Source organism: Hymenobacter mucosus (assembly GCF_900188255.1).
GTDB classification, from domain to species: Bacteria; Bacteroidota; Bacteroidia; order Cytophagales; family Hymenobacteraceae; genus Hymenobacter; species Hymenobacter mucosus.
This window is the reverse complement of sequence record NZ_FZNS01000019.1, coordinates 1-18,091: the sequence shown is the minus strand read 5'-3', so window position 1 is coordinate 18,091 and position 18,091 is coordinate 1. Positions and strand designations below refer to the sequence as shown.

Below are 18,091 nucleotides of genomic sequence, written 5' to 3'. Positions count from 1 at the left end.
GTCTACTTCAGTAGGCTGGGGCTTTGTCGTTTTGTAGTGCTACTAGGGAAAAAGGTTACTGCCTCCTCTGATGCCGCAGATTCTTCTATCTTCGCACACTTTCTACACTAATCCTGCAAATATTTGGACTAAACTGCTACTACTCCATTGTACCTGCAACACCCTCCGCATGAAGATTCTTGCCCTTACCTGCCTGCTGCCTTTCGTTACCTTATTCCATAGTTCTGCTCAGGGGCAGGTTCCTGTGTTACGATCCGGTGGGCAAAACATATTGGCGAAGCCTAATAATGCCTCTACGCGTAGCAGCACGAGCAAACATTCGGGAAGTTCCACTACCTATGCTACCCCTCCCTTCGGATCTAGCCAAACGAGCACTGATGGACTGTTTCGCGAGGGTACTACTGTAGTAAACCTGGGCCTTGGCTTAGGGATGGGGTACGGTTCCCCTTTTCGCAGTGTGGATGCTACACCAGCAATGAGTATTTCGGCCGAACGCGGAGTACTGGAAGGAATAGGCCCCGGCGTGATTGGTCTTGGTGGTTTGATTGGGTATAAGGGATACCGCTACGACTATCCGGGGTCCGAATACAATGCTTCCTGGCGGAACATTGTTGTGCTTATACGAGGCACCTATCATTACGACCTACTCCAGGTTCCTAACCTAGATACCTACGTAGGCGCTAGCATAGGAGCCCGGTTCGAACACTACAAAGACACGTACCTGGAAACTGTGCCTGCTTCTGAATATGATCCTGGACTCGGTACCAAATTTGAAACTGGTGTTTTTCTAGGTGGGCGCTATTATCTAACCAACCGAATTGGAGCTTTTGCAGAACTTGGCTATGATATGAGCTATTTCAAGCTAGGCCTTACAGGTAGGTTTTAGGCAACATAGGTAACCAGCCAATCCGCTACGTGCACAACATGAAGTGAGCCAACCGGCTTCTGCATGTACGCGTCCTACTTACCCAGTAATGAAAAAGCCCCAACGTGGTACGTTGGGGCTTTTCCTATTCGTAGCATGTATGAGTTCTAACTTACTTGAAGAACAAGAACCCATGCTTTTTCTTCTTGTGCTTTAGCGGTTTACCCTTAGGATCTACAAAGCCAGCGGCACGGGTCTGACCACGTTTTTGCCGGGCTGTACCAATGCGGTTGTCCTTAAACTTCTTTACCGTGAAACCACCGGCGCCCTTCTCGTACTGCCGCGCAGGACCGGAAGAGCGGCCGAAGCTCGTGTTGCCAGTACCTCCACCCGCACGGGCTTCCAGAATCTCCATCTGCTGGTCGCGCTTCGCTTCATCGGGATTCATGCTCATGCGTTGCTGCATCCGGGCAATGTCACCCGAGGAAGCCTTCCGCTTTTTGCGCAGCCCAGCCTCATCCGCTTTACGAGCCTGCTCAGAGCGCTCGGGGCTAGTAGATTGGGCATGAGCGGGGGCGGCCAACAGACCAGCAGCAGCAAACACTGCAACAACGAGCAGCTTCATCATGAGGAAAGAAGGTAGAAAAATCCGGTGACCAGGAGGCCGGTGGCAACAACCTGGCCAGGAAGTTATTGCCCAGCAACGGGCAGGTGGGTAAGTTAGTTCAAATTTTCCTAGAACTTGTATGTCAGGCCAATACCTAGCGTTTCTTTGAATTGAATTCGGCGCCCCCGGTCGTCGGGAGTACCATCTTCGTTTCGGTCTAGGGGTACCAGTACGTCATCATCATACACCAGGTTAGTAGAGATACTGGCACTGATCAGCTTGTTGACCTTGAAGTTGATGAGATTTTCCCAGTTGACGTCCACGTTCTGAGGATTATGAAAGTAGTTACTGAACAACTCTAGCCGTGTTTGGTACACGATGTTTTGCCCCAAGCTGCGGCGGTAGCGGGCATTCAGGTACGCGCCCAGCTCTTCGCGCAGCCGCTCCCCAGTTCCTCGAATAGGCGCATCCGTTGTATCACGGCGGGCAGCTTTTACTCCAAATGCTCCCGCGTCGGCTAGCGTGCGGTCAGCTACGATGGTGAACTTCCCGGTAATGGGAGATGCAAACACAGAGAAGTCGTCGTTGGGTTTGTATTCAACCCCCAGGGAAGTCAGAATATAAGCCGGTGCAAAAAAGCGCGACAATAGGGAGTCTGGCTTGTTAAGCGCCTTAGTGGGCGTGATCTGCGTTTTGAGGTTCATCTGCGCCGTGTACGAAAGCTTATTAGCGAACTGACGACCATAGCGGGCATTTAGCTCCAATCGGTCATCGTTTTTGCGCATGCGCGCCTTACCTGGCTTGAGCAGCCCATATACCATATCTGCTGCTAGGTCGAAAGTATGGTCGGCGCCACGGAAGTGCGCGTATACGTTGCCCAGAGCAAGCAACGATAAGGAACTTTGCCCACCAGCAGCCCAATTGCTTAGACTAACTTGACTGAAGTTGAGCGTGCCTACGCCCCCACGATGCCAGCCCCGGGCCGTGTCGACCTCAGTAGCCACTTTGTATGTGTAGACGGGCACCGGGCCCCGATTTGGAGCGGGCACTTGTGCTAGGAGGCACGGCGTGGACAATACTAGTATCAGGGTAATCAGCCACCTACTCCTTCCCACTACGTTCTTCATTTTCAACAGAACTACATTTTTGCGCAAAGAAAAGCCGGTCCTTGCTCCTTCCAGAGCAAAGGCCGGCTTTTCTTTGCCAGTATTACGGCTGCTACACCCGGGTACGGAGCGCGTCACGAATTTCCATCAGCAGGGCCTGATCTTTCGTAGGGAGCGGGTCGGCCACGGCTATTACCTCCTGCGGACGCTTGAAGCGGTTAGCTAGTTTTACTACCCAAAAAATCACGAAGGCAATGATGAGGAAGTAAATGACGGCGTTCAGAAAGTTGCCGTAGCTAACGATGGCGGCTTTCGCGTCTTGGGCTGCCTTGAGGTCCTTATACTGCTGACCGTTAAGGGCAAAAAACTTCTCTTTGAAGTCAATTCCTTGGGTGAATACACTCAGAATGGGCATGATGATGTCATCCGTAAGCGAGGTTACGATCTTTCCGAACGCACTGCCAATGATAACGCCAATGGCCAGATCCAGCACGTTTCCTTTTGAAATAAACTCTTTAAACTCTGACACAAATCCCATAGTAGTGAGAAGGTTAACGGTGGAAGCCAACAGCAATACGGGCAAATATATAGTTTTCATCAGCTAGTCCTACCGTTGTGCTTCTGCCAACAGCAAGCAAGTCCTGATGCGGTATACATAAGAAGGCGCTACCGTCACTTTCGCGGTGCACTCTTACATAAGGTCGCCTACCATACGGCCAGATAAGGCAGCAGCCACCGCAGGGCTTTTACAGTATCTTTACCCGCGTTCTAACTGCCCCATCCCTATCTACTTTTCGCATGGCCTCTTTCGAAAACCTGCTTTACGAACTAAATGCTGCTACTGGCATCCTTACGATTACCATCAACCGTCCTTCCAAGCTCAATGCGCTCAATGGCGCTACCATCGAAGAAATTCGGGGTGCCATGCAGCAAGCCTTGGACGACTCGGCAGTGCACGGAATCATTCTTACTGGTAGCGGCGAGAAAGCCTTTGTAGCTGGTGCCGACATTTCTGAGCTAGCAGCCCTAGACGAAATTGCGTCGCGCCGGGCGGCTGAGCGCGGGCAGGAGGCATTTTGCATGATTGAGGAAAGCTCCAAGCCCGTTATTGCGGCGGTAAATGGCTTCGCCCTCGGGGGGGGCTGCGAGTTGGCCATGGCTTGCCATCTACGCGTAGCCTCCGATAACGCCCGCTTCGGGCAACCAGAAGTAAACTTGGGGCTGATTCCGGGCTACGGGGGCACCCAACGCCTCGTGCAACTCATTGGCAAAAGCAAGGCCTTGGAGTTACTCCTCACCGCCGACCAGGTAAAAGCAGAGGAGGCACTGCGCCTGGGCCTAGTCAACCAGGTAGTTTCTCAGGCGGAGTTGCTGCCCTTCTGCGAGCAGTTGCTAACACGCATCCTCACGAAAGCGCCCCTTGCCCTGGGCATGGTAATCGACTGCGTAAATGCTTACTTCGACAAGGACCGGCATGGTTACCAGACGGAGGCCAATGCCTTTGCCCGCTGCTTCGCGTCGGAAGACTTCCGGGAAGGCACTTCCGCTTTCTTAGAGAAGCGCCCCGCTGCATTTACTGGCAAGTAAAAACACTCGTACGCGGCAGCCAGCATTACCTTCTAGGGATTCAGTGGGCAGGCTTGCATTGGTAGCGCACCTTTCTGAGCCCGAGTATGTGCTTGGCCGAGTTTTCATCTTACAGTTTCAATTTTTCATCGTATTGAATGAGTATTGCCAAGCGGCTGGCTTCCCAGACGGCCATTTATGGTGTCAGCAGTATTGTGGGCCGGGTACTCAATACCCTCTTGGTTCCGCTCTACACAAGCAGGTTTGTAGCCGCTGAGTATGGTATTGTAACAGGGCTATTCGCCTACGTGTCGTTTCTGAACGTGCTGTTCACCTACGGCATGGAAACTACCTACTTCCGCTTTGCTAACCGCCCCGGCACCGACCGACCAGAGTTGTACAACCGGGTAATGACCCTGCTGCTGCTGACCAGTGCGCTATTCACGGCTGGTTTGGCATTGCTGGCTAGGCCACTCATGAGCTTGCTGGCCCTGCCGCCGGGCCATGAGCGGTACGCCGTCTGGATTGCTTTCATCCTGGGTTTAGATGCCGTAGCAGCTATTCCCTTTGCCCGGTTGCGTCTGGAGAATAAGGCCCGTCGATTCGCGGTTATTCGCTTCGCCAATATTCTGATGAATGTGGGCCTGAATCTGTTCTTCATTGTATTTTGCCCGGATATTTTGTCGGGTAAGTACTTGGCTGGCCTACGGCCTCTAGTAGAACAGTTATATGATCCTAGCATTGGGGTAGGCTACGTGTTCCTCTCGAACCTAGCGGCCAGTGCCTTCACGCTCGTTCTACTGGCGCCCGAGTTGCTAGCGGTGCGGTTCCGCCTGAATTTGGAACCGCTCCGGCCGCTGTTGCGGTATGCCTACCCTATTATGCTGATGGGGCTGGCCGGCATGGTCAATGAAACGCTAGACCGGATTTTGCTGCCGCGGTGGCTACCGGAAGGCTTTTACCCGGGACGTAGCAACCTAGCAGCCGTTGGTATTTATGGGGCATGCTATAAGATTAGCATCCTGATGAACCTCGTGATTCAAGCTTTCAGGTACGCGGCCGAACCATTCTTTTTTGCTCAAAGCAACGAGAAAAACTCCCCACACACGTTTGCGCTGGTGCTCAAATGGTTCACGTTGTGCTGCGCCATGCTGTTCGTTGGTGTAAGCATTAATGTGGAGCTAGTGGCCCGGGTATTTCTGCAAAGGCCCGAGTACTTAGAAGGCTTGAGTGTAGTTCCGGTTCTGCTGCTAGCCCAACTGTTTCTGGGAGTGTACTGGAATCTTTCGGTGTGGTTCAAGCTCACCGACAAAGCCTACTATGGTGCCTACATAGGTGTTGCGGGGGCTGTACTCACCATCGTTCTAAACTTCCTGCTCATTCCTATAATCGGCTATATGGGGTCTGCTTTAGCCACCTTGGCCTGCTATTTTATGATGGCGGCTATCTGCTGGTGGCTAGGAGATCGGCACTTCCCGGTGCCTTACCCCGTAGCGCGCTTGCTCATATGGCTGCTTGTTGCAGTAGGCGTAGTAGCAGTTAGCTGGTGGGCGCCCATTGGTGAGGGTTGGGGACGCTACGGGTTCCATGCCCTCCTCACCCTAGGATTTGTGGGGCTAGTAGCCGCCGTGGAAGGCCGGCGGTTGAAAGCTCTCTAACTACTAATCTTTCCCAGTTCCTCGTTTGAAGATAGGGCCTTACTAACATGCTAGTAAGGCCCTATCTTCTTTCTGCTGAGAACTGGTACCGACAAAAGCCAGCTGAGGCGCTGCGAAACACTCTTAATTCCTGATGATTTTTCCGTTGTCGCGCCCAACTGCTGCCTGATTAAACACAACTGTACGCCCTCTAGCTGGCGCATATAGCTGCACAGCAGATTACAATACTAGCCTTGAATTATACCTGAGAATAACTTGCTTTGTGCGCTGGTAGCCTTTTAAGCCACCCTTGCTTGCCGCTTTTAGGTTACAAGCTTCTATTATTTTCTGGGAGCAACCGCCCTCGGTCCCGCCGGGCCTACGGTCTGGGCTGCTCACTTTTGTTTTGGGTACTTCCCTGCTGTTCTTTCGCTTATGCTCCTTCCCGTCATCAACCAGTCGCGCCATGCGCTGCCCGAGTACCAAACTGCCCACGCGGCTGGTCTGGACGTACGGGCCAACCTCACCGAGCCGGTTACGTTGAAGCCCCTGCAACGTGCTTTAGTACCTACTGGTTTGTTTGTAGAAATTCCGGTGGGTTACGAAATGCAAGTACGCCCCCGCAGCGGCCTAGCATATAAGCACGGAATAGGTATTGTAAACAGCCCAGGCACTATCGATGCCGACTACCGTGGAGAAATCAAAGTCCTCCTCGTTAACCTTTCCGACCAGGATTTCGTGGTGCAGGATGGGGAACGAATTGCTCAGCTGGTAGTTGCGCGACACGAAACGGTGCAATGGCAACCCGTGTCAACCCTCAGTGAAACTTCACGGGGAGCGAGCGGCTATGGTAGTACAGGCCAGCAGTAGTCAAACTGGTTCTTTTTTTCTTAATATTCGGTGGCCAAAATCTAGTTATCATTGCTAATTAGTTGGCCCTCGCCTCCCACAGACGAGACATTCTTTCCTGCGTACAAGTAATTTCTTAACTCCCGAATACCCTCACCTCTATGAAAATCATCGTTCCGATGGCCGGCATGGGCAAGCGCATGCGCCCGCATACCCTCACTGTTCCCAAGCCTCTTATTCCTATTGCTGGTAAGCCCATCGTACAGCGCCTCGTAGAGGACATTGCCAAAGTCTGCGGCGAACAAGTAGACGAAGTAGCTTTCATCATTGGCCGCTTTGGGGCGGAAGTAGAGAAGAGCCTAGTAAAGATTGCTGAATCAGTGGGTGCCAAGGGCACTATTCACTACCAAGACGAGCCCCTAGGTACGGCCCACGCCATCCTGTGCGCTCAGTCGGCCCTGAGTGGCCCGGTAGTAGTAGCTTTTGCCGACACCCTTTTCAAAGCCGATTTCATCCTGGATTCTTCGGCCGAGGGCACCATCTGGGTGCAGCGCGTAGATGATCCTAAGCCGTTCGGAGTAGTAAAGCTCAATGAGGAAGGCCAAATCACGGACTTCGTGGAAAAGCCCGAGACGTTTGTGTCGGATCTGGCCATTATCGGCATCTACTACTTTAAGGATGGCGACTACCTGAAGAACGAGCTGCAATATCTGCTCGACAATGACATCAAGGACAAAGGCGAGTTCCAGCTCACCAACGCCCTTGAGAACATGAAGAACAAGGGCACTACCTTCGTACCTGGCCGTGTAACGGAGTGGCTCGACTGCGGCAATAAGGATGCTACCGTGTACACCAACCAGCGCTACCTGGAGTATCTGCAGGAGCGGGGCGAAAACTTAGTAGCCGAATCCGCCAAGGTGACTAATTCCGTATTGATTCCGCCAGTATACATCGGTGAGGGCGCCATCATTACTGATTCTGTGGTAGGACCACACGTATCGTTGGGTAGCCAAAGCAACGTGCGCGGTTCGGTGCTGTCTAATAGCATTGTACAACAATCGGCCTCCGTATTTCATGCCAACGTTACAAACTCCATGATTGGCAACCACGCCACCGTGGCAGGTACTCCCGACGACTTGAGCCTAGGCGATTATAACACACTCCGCGTGTGATATTTTTGCCTCTCCTGACGTTGCAGTAGCGCGGCCCTTGTGGCCCTGATGTTGTGTTAGGCTGTATCTTGCTTTCTACCAACCGCGGCTACTGGGCCGCGCTGCTGCGTTCATGAGTCAAAAAAGTGCTTTTATTCTGCTCTTGCTCGGCCTACTAGTGGCCAGTCCGGGGCACGCCCAGCGGCAGCCCTCGGCACCTGCCACCAGCAAGCCGAGCCCAGCCAAGCCAAAAAAGCTTAGTCGGAAAGAGCGCAAAGAGCTAGCTCGCCGGGCCGAGATTGAAGTTGTTCAATCACAAGGCCGTCAACTATCGGAAAAGGACCGCGAAATCAGCGAGTCCTTTTTCGTAGATGGCATTCGGTATCTGCTGCTGGAGGATTACAACAAGGCGCTAGAGCGGCTGCTGAAGGCGTATGCCTTAAACCCGGCTAACGCGGCCATCAATTACAAGATTGCCGAAACCAACATGCTGAGCGGCAACTTGCAGGATGCAACCAACTTTGCGCAAGCAGCTGTAAAGCTCGACTCAAAGAATGCCTATTACCATTTGCTGCTAGCCCAGATTTACGGTAGCCAGAAGCAGTACGACCAAGCGGCCCAGGTATACACAACCCTGATTCGCGACGTACCTGACTCGGGCTACTACCTCTTCAACTTAGCCGATTTGTACATCACGCAGGGCAAGCTGAACGAAGCGCTAAGCACCTTTAATCAGGCCGAAAAACAGTTTGGGCCGCTGGATGAGATATCCTTCAAGCGGCAGCAGATTTACCTCAAGCAAAACAACCTTGACAAGGCGCTGCAGGAAGGCGAGAAGCTAGTGCAGGCCAACCCCGATGAGGTGCGCTACGTGCTGGCACAAGCACAAATGTATGCGGCTAACAACCGTTTTCCAGACGCCATTCGGGTAGCGGAGCAGGCGCTGAAAGCAGAGCCAGAAAATCCGCAGGCCCGTATGATTCTGGCCGATATTTACCGCCAGCAGAATAACCCTACGGAGTCGCAGAAGCAAATCAAGCTCGCGTTTGAGAGCCCCGCACTCGACGTTGACAACAAGGTGCGGATTCTGGTAGATTACATCAAGCAGCTTCCCAATCCTGCCCTTACCCAGCCCGCCCTAGAGCTGGCCGCTATAACCACCCGGGTACACCCTAAAGAAGCCAAAGCGTTTGCCATTGCAGGCGACATTCAGACGGTAACCGACCACAAGGCGGAAGCCCGCTCCAACTATATGAAAGCTATTCGGCTGGACAACTCCCGCTTCCAAATTTGGCAGCAGGTAGTCCTGATTGATGCCGAACTGAACCAGACGGACTCCTTACTGCGCCACACCGACCAAGCGCTTGAGCTTTTTCCTAATCAAGCGCCCCTGTGGTTTTACAACGGCGTGGCGCACATTCTGCGCAAGGACGCGAAAAAGGGAGTTAAGTCGTTGGAGTATGGTCGTAAGCTAGCCACCGACAATCCGGAACTACAAGCGCAGTTCGATACCCAGCTAGGCGATGCCTATCATGAGTTGAAAGACTACGCTAAGTCGGACGCCGCGTATGATGCGGCATTGGTGTTCGACGCCAACAATGCCCAAGCCCTAAACAACTATAGCTACTACCTCTCTCTGCGAGGAGAAAAGCTTGAAAAAGCCAAAGAGATGTCGGGTAAGCTGGTGAAGCAGAATCCCGACAATGATACCTACCTCGACACGTACGGCTGGGTATTATACAAGATGAAGGACTACGCAGGTGCCCGCCAGCAACTCGAAAAAGCCCTGAAAACCTCCCGCGACGCCACCGTAGTAGAGCACTATGGCGACGTTCTGTACCAACTAGGCGAAAAGGAGAAGGCCCAGGCCGAATGGGAGCGCGCCCAGAAGCTGGGTGGTGCTTCTCCCTTAATCGACCGTAAGATTAAAGACAAGAAACTGTATGAGTAAGCGTTTTCCGTTGGCCGTGTTTTGCGCCGTTGCGTTGCTGAGTGGCTGCCAGCGTAAGCTAGCCCCCACGGCCGCGCCCCCCGTGTCAACGAAGGCCCCGGAAACGGTGAAAGCCACCAACGTGGAGTTTCGCTACCTTAAGGCCAAGGGGAAAGTTAATATTGATGTTCCTGGTCTACAGCAAGCAGCTAACCTGAACGTACGCATTCGTAAAGACAGCGTAATTTGGCTGTCGGCCTCGCTTGGCATTGAAGGCTTCCGCGCTTACATCACTCGCGACTCGGTGAAAGTATTGTTTCCCTTGCAGCGGCAGTACTACGTTGGAGATTATGCCTACCTCAGCCAACTGCTGAATGTGCCCGTGACATTTGAGCGAGTACAGGCCCTGTTGCTAGGCGACTACCTTCCGGCTAGTCCGCCCAATGTGCAGCCCACTGTGAGCACAGAAGGCGACCAGCAACGCGTGCAGTACGAGCAGCAGGGCATCCTGGTGCAGCAGCTTATTGACCTACCAAAAAAGCGCGTGCAGCAATTAAACGTGCAGGAACAGGCCACGCAGAATACGTTGAACATTGAGTACACTGATTTCCAGCCGTTGGAGCCCCGCAACCAATTGTTCGGTCATACTACTACTCTCAAAACCACCCAAAAAGGTGCCCCCGCAACTGTGGTTGTAACCTACCGGAACGTAGACTTAGATAAAGAGCGCCTGTCGTTCCCCTTCTCGGTACCGAAAGGCTATGCGCGCAAGAAGTAAGTATTGGCTGGCGTGGCTGGTGGTACTAGCAGTAGGGCATTTGAGTACGCCTAGTGTGGCGCAGCAGCGTACTACTCGGAGTAAAACCAGCACTGGCACGCGCAAAACCAAAGCGCAGTTGGAGCGTGAGCGGCGCGCCACGGTACGCCGTATTCAGGAAGCTAGCCGCATTCTGGAGCAAACGCAAAAGCAGAAAGAAGCCTCCGTAGGTCAGCTCAATGCCCTCAAGGAAAAGCTCACGGTACAGCAGGGCGTTATCAAGAATATCAGCAATGAGCTGCGCTACATTGAGACCGATGTGGTACAGACCGAAGGCCAGGTGCAGCAAACACGCCAAAACCTGGAGCAACTAAAAGCTGAGTATGCCCGCCTGATTTACATTGGCTCCAAGACGGCCAATAGCTACAATCGGGTGATGTTTCTGTTCGCCTCAGAATCATTCAACCAGTTTATGCTGCGGTTGCGTTACATCCAGCAGTACGCGGAAGTGCGTAAAGCCCAGGCTGCCCAGATCAGTAGCACGCAGCAGCGTCTCAGCCAGCAGCTCGCGGGATTACAGGAAAAGAAACAGGAAAAAGGCAGCCTTCTTAACAACCAACTGTCAGAAAAGCGCAACCTTATCACGCTTAAAACGCAGCAGGATCAGGTTGTTACCAAACTCAGCCAGCAGGAAGAAAGTCTACGGCAAGAGTTAGCCGCTAAACAGCAGGCCGTTTCCCGGCTCGATAATTTGATTGCCCAGCGAGTACGCGAAGAAATTGCGCGTGCGGCCCGCTTAGCGGCCCGTCGGGCGGCGGCTGCAAAAGCGGCGGCTAGCCGTACTGCTACGGCCACAGCTCCTACGCGCAGCCCTGGCGCTACTAGTCGTACGAGTCCTACGGCGGCCGCCGAGGCCGAGGCCGAAGCTGCGGCAGAACGAGTAAACCGGGTTACCCTGACGCCGGAAACGGCAGAACTAGCCTCCTCCTTCACCGACAACCGGGGCCAGCTACCGTGGCCCGTTAGCAAAGGCTTTATTTCTCAGCGCTTTGGCCGCCACAATCACCCGGTGCTGCACAATGTAGTAGTAGAAAACCGAGGCGTCGATATTCAAACGAGTGCTGGCGAACCAGTACGGGCCGTGTTTGACGGTAAAGTACTGACGGTGGCTAGTGTTCCTGGCATGAACACCATTGTAATGGTGCAGCACGGTGACTATTTTACGGTGTACGCCAAGCTGCGCAGCGTGAGCGTAGCCGAAGGCCAAGTGATTAAGGCCCGCCAACCAATTGGCACTGTATACACGGACGCCGAAGGAACTTCGGAGGTACAGTTTCAGGTCTGGCACAACAGCTCAAACTTGAACCCGGAGAACTGGCTGGGTCATAAGTAAGGCTGCTCACGTATTCTGGTAGATCAAAAAAAAAACACCGTACAGCATACGGTGTCTTTCTGAGCTATGAAAACAAACTTAGCTACCAGTACTTCCGTCCCAGAGCATCCAAGAAAAAGCTTGTCAGCTGGGGGTGAAACTCCCGATAACATGACGAAAGATAGCAGTGGCCTGGGGCTGATGCTACTGCAATTCGCCGAATTAACTGATTCCCTCGGTGAACACTATATTTTCTATCCGACACATGAGGCAATCTATTTCAAGGTTCATTAAATCAGGTTTAAGCGACTCAGCAGGGTAGCTTTGTAGGAGCTACCAATGGGCACTGGAATTACGCTAGTTGCTTGGTCGGAACTATGGCCCATTTCTACCACTACCGCGTCCGACTCAATGGCGATAATACGGTCGAGGCGCACGATGTATTTGCGGTGTACCCGCGCAAAATTGCGTACGGGCAGCTTGGATTCTAGCTCTTTCATGGTGCTGTACACCGTGTACCGCTCCCGTCCAGTATAAATATTCACGTAGTCGCCGAGGGCCTCCACGTACCGAATATCAGCCGTAATTACGCGCAGCAGTTTGTGGTCCTGCTTGATAAAAATCTCCGTTTGCCCCCCACTGGAGTAAATAGATTCTGCGGCGTCGTTAGCCATTTGCAGCAGGCCTTCCAGCTTACGCTGCTCTTGCTCCAGTTGAATTCGTGCCCGGCGTAGTTCCAAGTGCGCTACTACTTCGCGCGCCAATACCTGCAACGCATCGCGTTGGGCGTCGTTGAGGCGGCGTGGCACCGAATCAATGGCGCAGATAGTACCCAGCGGCTGCCCTTCGGGTGATAGCAAGGGCGCACCCGCGTAGAAGCGGATGTTGGGGTCGCCGGTAACTAATGGGTTAGCTTGAAATAAAGGATCGAGCTGAGCATCCTCTACTTCGTACACGTTCTCGGCCAGCATGGCATGCTGGCAGAAAGCGTGCTCACGGGCCGTGCTTTGTAAAGAGTCTAAGCCAATTCTAGCTTTAAACCACTGGCGCTCCTCATCAATGAGCGTTACGGCTGATGTAGGAGTATTGCAGATGTACGCCGCCAGCCGCACTAGGTCATCAAAAGCTTTTTCAGGCGGGGTATCGAGAATTTGATAGGCACGCAACGCTTCCAAGCGGCTATCCTCATCCTCCGGGTGCAAAACGGACGGGGTGGGAGCCTTGGGAGCAGTAGAGGGGCGCAATTTAGCAGGCATTAACGCGGGAAAGTTCAGGTTAGAAACTGTAGGTCGAAACGTAGCGCATTCAATAGTATAGCCGCTACGCTCAGCAAATTAGGCAAGCATTGGCAGTTGTTACCCGTAGGAAACGCTGAACGCAAAAGTTTGCCCGCCGAAGGCAAGGGATTTCTAGATTGTATCCAAGCTCGCACTTAGGGGTAACGTAAAGTATCTAGCCGCAGGGAACTGATTTTAAAATTATGAGGTACCTTTACCAATCCTGAACCGTACAAAGCTGCGTACACTTAGCTTTGACACCCAAACTGGCCTTTTGGCTCCCCACTCTATGAACTTTGCCACCCTCTTGCTTGGAATCGGCGGTCTTGGCGGCACCGAACTTCTTCTCATTGGTCTCGCCATTATCCTGTTGTTTGGGGCCAAGCGCATCCCGGAGCTATTCCGCGGTATGGGTCAGGGAATTCGTGAATTTAAGGACGCTTCGAAAGAAGAGAAACCTGAGTTTCGTGACCGGCCCATCAACCCTAATGATCCTACCCAGCCACGCCTCTAATTGATGTTAACCATGCAAACGCCCCTTTTCCTTTTCTTAGGCGACTTAGGTGGTGGTGAGATTATGCTCATCATGGTCGTGATTTTGATTTTCTTTGGCGCCAACAAAATTCCTGAGCTGGCCCGTGGCCTTGGCAAGGGCATTCGTGAGTTCAAAGATGCTTCTCGTGAAATTCGTAGTGAGATAGAAAACGCTGGTCAACCTCAGCAACCCTATCAGCAGCAACAGCCCTACCAGCAGCAGTTCAACCAACAGCCCGCGTACGAGGCGCCCATTCAGCCGGCACACCCCGTAACGGATGCCCCTGCGGCTGCTCCTTTGGCACCGCCCATGGATGGTGGTATTACTACGCCTCCGCCCGCACGCACGGAAGAACGCCCTCGCCTTGACCAAGTGAACTAATATCTTTCTTTGATTTGAGACGCTTTACCTCTCTCACGGAAGTTCGTAACGAGCTGACGGCAGGCACTTTGTCCTGTCGCCAGCTCGTGGAGTATTATCTGGATAACATCCAGCGCAAAAGCCATCTGAATGCTTTCTTGGAAGTGTGGCCGGAGGAGGCCCTTGCCCAAGCCGAAGCCGTGGATGCCAAACTAGCGGCCGGAACGGCGGGCAAGTTGGCAGGCATGGTAGTAGGGCTGAAGGATGTGCTGGCCTACAAAGACCACGCCCTGCAAAGCAGCAGCCACATTCTAGATGGTTTCAAGTCTTTGTTCACGGGTACGGCTGTGCAGCGCCTGCTTGATGAAGATGCCATTTTCATTGGCCGCCAGAATTGCGACGAGTTCGCAATGGGGGCGTCTAACGAAACATCCTACTTTGGGCCGGCCCGTAACGAAATCGACCCCGACCGAGTGCCGGGAGGGTCCTCTGGGGGCTCGGCCGTAGCGGTACAAGCCGACTTATGTCTAGCGTCTATCGGCTCCGATACGGGGGGGTCAGTACGGCAGCCTGCCGCTTTCTGTGGTATTGTTGGTTTCAAGCCTACCTATTCGCGCATTTCGCGCTACGGCCTGATTGCGTACGCATCTTCCTTTGACCAGATTGGTACCCTGACTCGCTCAGTGGAAGATGCAGCCCTGCTGCTTGAAGTGATGGCTGGGGCCGACAACTTCGACAGCACAGCTAGCCAGCGCGAGGTACCTGCTTACAGTGAACTGATGACGCCGGCGCCTCATTACCGCATCGGCTACATACGCGACTGCCTGGAACGCCCGGGCCTTAACCCCGAGATTAAAGCCGCTACGGAGCAAGCCTTGGATGTGCTGCGCGGGCAAGGCCATGTAGTTGAAGCAGTAGATTTCCCCTATCTAGACTTCATCGTACCAACGTACTACATCCTCACCACAGCCGAGGCCAGCTCTAACCTGAGCCGCTATGATGGGGTGAAGTTTGGCTACCGTGCTTCGGATGCCACCGACCTGGAGTCATTGTACAAGAAAACCCGCTCCCAGGGCTTTGGCCCCGAGGTACAACGGCGCATCTTGCTGGGCACTTTCGTACTCAGCGCCGACTACTATGACGCCTACTATACCAAGGCCCAGCAAGTACGGCGGCTAATCAAAGAGAAAACCGATGAGTTGTTGCGTGAGTACGACTTCTTGGTTCTACCTACTACTCCTACCACCGCCTTCCGCATTGGCGACGTGAACAAGGATACTCTTGCCATGTACTTGGCTGATATTTTCACGGTACAGGCATCATTGGCAGGTGTGCCAGCTATTTCGGTGCCAGCAGGACAAGACTCGCAAGGGCTACCGATTGGCTTGCAGATTTTGAGTGGAGCGTTTCGCGAAGAGCATCTGCTTGCCTTTGCTGGCTCCGTTACGGAATCATTGGCTCCGGCGCTAGCCTAGTTTACAGCGCGTATAGATACCCCGGAGGTAGATGCTCTGGCTTGGTAGAATCACGATATCTAAGGGTTCGGTTCTAGCAAGTCGTAGCGTACCTCCGGGGTATTTACGCTAGGTCCTTACTCGGCTTGTACCTGAGCAGGTCGGTTTTTCACTGCCCGTTGTTACATTTGAAGATGCGCTGGTCTGATGGTCAGCGTTTTGCACCTACTGGATCATCTACCCCAGTTTAGTATGTAAGATGAAGAAGTCGTTGCTGCGCGCTGCCGCCCCTGTTTTGTTGGCTTTCTCTTTGGCTCGTCCGGGGGCGGCTCAGGTACGTCCATCCTTGCCGCTTCCTCCCAATGCGGGTACAGTGCCCGCCGCGGAGGACTCTATGCAGGTACAGTTGGAGCTACTCCCCGACTCACTGGTGGTAGCACCCGTTGATTCCAGCAAACTGCTCTGGATGCGCACTCCACCCGAGTTGCGCGACTTGGTAGGAGACCGAATCATGTGCTTTGAGACAGATGTACCACATGCTTTCAACCCGTCGGTCTTAGCGTTTGTACGCCTTTTTACGGAACGACAGCGCGGGTATACCCAACGCGTCTTGGAACGCGAAAACCTGTACTTTCCGCTCTTTGAGAAATACTTAACGAAGTACAACCTACCCACCGACCTGAAATACTTGGCCGTGGTGGAGTCGGCGCTGATTCCTACGGCTAAGTCGCGGGTGGGTGCAACGGGGCTCTGGCAGTTTATGGGTCCTACGGCCAACGACTTGCGCCTCCGCCGCGACGACTGGGTGGACGAGCGTATGAATCCGGAGAAGGCGACGGAAGCCGCGTGCAAGCACCTGCGTTACCTCTACGGTGTATTTCACGATTGGGAGTTAGTACTAGCTGCTTACAATTGGGGAGCAGGCAATATGCAGCGCGTACTACGCCGCACTGGAAAAAAGACGTACTGGGACGTACACGCAAACTTGCCCGCTGAGACCCGCAACTATGTTCCCACCTTCACGGCCATCATGTATGCCATGAAGTATGCCAAGGAGCACCAGCTGCACTCCCCTACTCTGCGCTACCAGTACGCCGAGACTATGGACACCCTCCAATTAGGTGGCCATGCCTTCGACTTGACCCGGTTGGCCCGCGCCTGTGGCTACCCCGATTCTATGACGCTGATGCGCCAGAATCCAGAATTACGCAAGCCGTGGCTTCCAGAAGGCTACCGACCTTATACGGTGCAGCTACCTGCGGCCGTCCGGCCAGCCTTGGCTTTGGTAGACCGAGCTACGCTATTCGATTATTGTCGCCCGCCAGCGGAATTGCCCACGCTTCTGGCCCCACGGCCGGTTCGCATCAGTGGCGTAGAGCCCTTCCCTACTCGTACGTTACTAGCGAATGGCGCACCCCGAGAAGCTACCCCCGATGAGCAACCCCGCTACCGTCGGCTTCGCCACACGGTTCGTCGGGGCGAAACAATTGCTTCCGTTGCGGCTCGGTACGAAGTAAGCCAAGCGCAAGTGCGTCGCTGGAACGAGTTGCGCAAAGGGCAGCCGTTAACGCCCCGCCGTCAACTAGTGCTTTTCGTTCCCCTGCCGCCAACTGCTCCTACTGAAACTAGCGCAGTGGCATCTGCAGCACGCCGACCGGCAACGATGGAAAGCCGGGCACCCCAAGTTGGGAAGGTAGGCGTCCTTCGCACTACTCCGCTTATTGCAACGAGTACAGCCGAAGACCCTACCGCTCCCGAGCCTACTAAGCCAGAGCGCGGGTCTCGCTCAGGAGCCAAGGCTACTCGGAGCGAAAACACCGAGGTAGTGCGTGCTACCGCTCCTGACACCGCCGAACCTGCTGCCGAGGAATATGTAGTACGGCGGGGTGACTTCCTGGAGAAGATAGGCCGCGAAAGGGGAATTACCGTAGCGCAACTGATGGCTTGGAACAACCTTAGTTCTGTGGCCGTGATGCCCGGACAAAAGATTCTTCTGCACGCCCCAGCACAAACGGACGATGCGCCGCCAACTGCTGCCCTTGCCACTGCCCAGCCTACGCGCACGGCTTCTTCAGCGTCTGCCTCTCGGACCGAGCCCACCAGCAAGGTCTTGCCCCCGAAAGTATACTTAGTACAACCCGGCGATACGCTTTATAATATCTCACGTCGCTACCAAGGTGTCACCGTCGAAAAACTACGCCGGCTCAACAATCTGAAATCCGACGATGTGAAGCCAGGCCAGAAACTACTGGTAGCTAGCTGAGAAAGTAGAGGAACAAATAAGTACGAGAACGAACGCTAAGGCAGAGGCTTCTTCCAATTAGCAACTCGCCAGCAGCTTTACACGGCTTCATCCTGAGCTATTTACAAGCCCCGTACTTCCCCGGTACGGGGCTTTGCTTTTCGGTAGCTGGTCTGTTAAAACTTTGATTCCGGACGATTTCGCCCCAACTTGCCCTATTATACTCCACCCGAGTATTCACCCGTTGCCACCCGAGTATGCTTAAAATCAATAAACAGGACGCCCTGAACTACCACTCGCAGGAGCCCGCCGGCAAGATTGAAGTAGTGCCCACCAAGCCCGTCAGCACCCAGCTCGACCTGGCCCTGGCCTACTCGCCCGGC

At 53.8% G+C, this 18,091-nt stretch carries 17 protein-coding genes; 13 read left to right on the top strand and 4 right to left on the bottom strand.

Going from position 1 to position 18,091, the window contains the following annotated elements; translation table 11 throughout:
• Window positions 1–169 precede the first annotated feature (169 nt).
• A complete protein-coding gene (locus CHB83_RS23675) occupies window positions 170–886 on the top strand; it encodes a hypothetical protein (RefSeq protein WP_143437253.1) in 717 nt (238 codons plus the stop codon).
• 151 nt (window positions 887–1,037) lie between these two features.
• On the opposite strand, the gene CHB83_RS22365 is transcribed toward CHB83_RS23675, so the two are convergent.
• From CHB83_RS22365 to mscL, 3 genes are all read right to left on the bottom strand, one after another.
• Entirely contained in the window at window positions 1,038–1,493 is a 456-nt protein-coding gene (locus CHB83_RS22365) for a hypothetical protein (RefSeq protein ID WP_055562509.1), read from the bottom strand.
• Between the two features lie 107 nt (window positions 1,494–1,600).
• Complete coding sequence (locus CHB83_RS22360) at window positions 1,601–2,476, bottom strand: DUF3078 domain-containing protein (protein ID WP_052694928.1); 876 nt, start codon at window positions 2,474–2,476, stop codon at window positions 1,601–1,603.
• A 214-nt stretch (window positions 2,477–2,690) separates the two neighbouring features.
• Window positions 2,691–3,176, bottom strand: a complete 486-nt coding sequence (mscL, locus tag CHB83_RS22355) for a large conductance mechanosensitive channel protein MscL (RefSeq protein ID WP_317044816.1) — start codon at window positions 3,174–3,176, stop codon at window positions 2,691–2,693.
• A gap of 200 nt (window positions 3,177–3,376) precedes the next feature.
• On the opposite strand from mscL, the gene CHB83_RS22350 reads away from it, so the two are divergent.
• The 8 genes from CHB83_RS22350 (at window position 3,377) to CHB83_RS22315 (ending at window position 12,134) form a co-directional block, all read left to right on the top strand.
• Window positions 3,377–4,165 carry an enoyl-CoA hydratase/isomerase family protein gene (locus CHB83_RS22350; protein ID WP_055562508.1) on the top strand — a complete coding sequence of 263 codons (789 nt, stop codon included), beginning with the start codon at window positions 3,377–3,379 and terminating at the stop codon, window positions 4,163–4,165.
• A gap of 137 nt (window positions 4,166–4,302) precedes the next feature.
• On the top strand, window positions 4,303–5,802 hold the full coding sequence (locus CHB83_RS22345; RefSeq protein WP_089334364.1) for a lipopolysaccharide biosynthesis protein: 1,500 nt from the start codon (window positions 4,303–4,305) through the stop codon (window positions 5,800–5,802).
• Window positions 5,803–6,216: 414 nt separating this feature from the next.
• A complete protein-coding gene (gene dut / locus CHB83_RS22340; protein WP_045689026.1) occupies window positions 6,217–6,651 on the top strand; it encodes a dUTP diphosphatase in 435 nt (144 codons plus the stop codon).
• A 140-nt stretch (window positions 6,652–6,791) separates the two neighbouring features.
• The gene (locus CHB83_RS22335; protein WP_089334363.1) at window positions 6,792–7,802 is read left to right on the top strand and encodes a sugar phosphate nucleotidyltransferase; all 1,011 of its coding nucleotides are present in this window, start codon (window positions 6,792–6,794) and stop codon (window positions 7,800–7,802) included.
• A 112-nt stretch (window positions 7,803–7,914) separates the two neighbouring features.
• Complete coding sequence (locus tag CHB83_RS22330; RefSeq protein ID WP_089334362.1) at window positions 7,915–9,732, top strand: tetratricopeptide repeat protein; 1,818 nt, start codon at window positions 7,915–7,917, stop codon at window positions 9,730–9,732.
• A complete protein-coding gene (locus CHB83_RS22325) occupies window positions 9,725–10,489 on the top strand; it encodes a DUF4292 domain-containing protein (RefSeq protein WP_082455503.1) in 765 nt (254 codons plus the stop codon). The genes CHB83_RS22330 and CHB83_RS22325 overlap by 8 nt, the downstream gene beginning before the upstream one ends.
• On the top strand, window positions 10,473–11,861 hold the full coding sequence (locus CHB83_RS22320) for a murein hydrolase activator EnvC family protein (RefSeq protein WP_245855410.1): 1,389 nt from the start codon (window positions 10,473–10,475) through the stop codon (window positions 11,859–11,861). The genes CHB83_RS22325 and CHB83_RS22320 overlap by 17 nt, the downstream gene beginning before the upstream one ends.
• 66 nt (window positions 11,862–11,927) lie before the next feature.
• Window positions 11,928–12,134: a hypothetical protein gene (locus CHB83_RS22315; RefSeq protein ID WP_045689029.1), complete on the top strand. Its 207-nt coding sequence runs from the start codon at window positions 11,928–11,930 to the stop codon at window positions 12,132–12,134.
• Here CHB83_RS22315 and CHB83_RS22310 read toward each other — a convergent pair.
• The gene (locus tag CHB83_RS22310; protein WP_052695295.1) at window positions 12,131–13,096 is read right to left on the bottom strand and encodes a GAF domain-containing DNA-binding protein; all 966 of its coding nucleotides are present in this window, start codon (window positions 13,094–13,096) and stop codon (window positions 12,131–12,133) included. The genes CHB83_RS22315 and CHB83_RS22310 overlap by 4 nt on opposite strands.
• A gap of 310 nt (window positions 13,097–13,406) precedes the next feature.
• On the opposite strand from CHB83_RS22310, the gene CHB83_RS22305 reads away from it, so the two are divergent.
• The 4 genes from CHB83_RS22305 (at window position 13,407) to CHB83_RS22290 (ending at window position 17,729) form a co-directional block, all read left to right on the top strand.
• Window positions 13,407–13,631, top strand: a complete 225-nt coding sequence (locus CHB83_RS22305; RefSeq protein WP_173664792.1) for a twin-arginine translocase TatA/TatE family subunit — start codon at window positions 13,407–13,409, stop codon at window positions 13,629–13,631.
• A gap of 12 nt (window positions 13,632–13,643) precedes the next feature.
• The gene (locus CHB83_RS24340) at window positions 13,644–14,033 is read left to right on the top strand and encodes a Sec-independent protein translocase subunit TatA/TatB (RefSeq protein WP_082455514.1); all 390 of its coding nucleotides are present in this window, start codon (window positions 13,644–13,646) and stop codon (window positions 14,031–14,033) included.
• A 14-nt stretch (window positions 14,034–14,047) separates the two neighbouring features.
• The gene (gene gatA / locus CHB83_RS22295) at window positions 14,048–15,487 is read left to right on the top strand and encodes an Asp-tRNA(Asn)/Glu-tRNA(Gln) amidotransferase subunit GatA (RefSeq protein ID WP_089334361.1); all 1,440 of its coding nucleotides are present in this window, start codon (window positions 14,048–14,050) and stop codon (window positions 15,485–15,487) included.
• Window positions 15,488–15,725: 238 nt separating this feature from the next.
• On the top strand, window positions 15,726–17,729 hold the full coding sequence (locus CHB83_RS22290) for a LysM peptidoglycan-binding domain-containing protein (RefSeq protein ID WP_089334360.1): 2,004 nt from the start codon (window positions 15,726–15,728) through the stop codon (window positions 17,727–17,729).
• Window positions 17,730–18,091 lie beyond the last annotated feature (362 nt).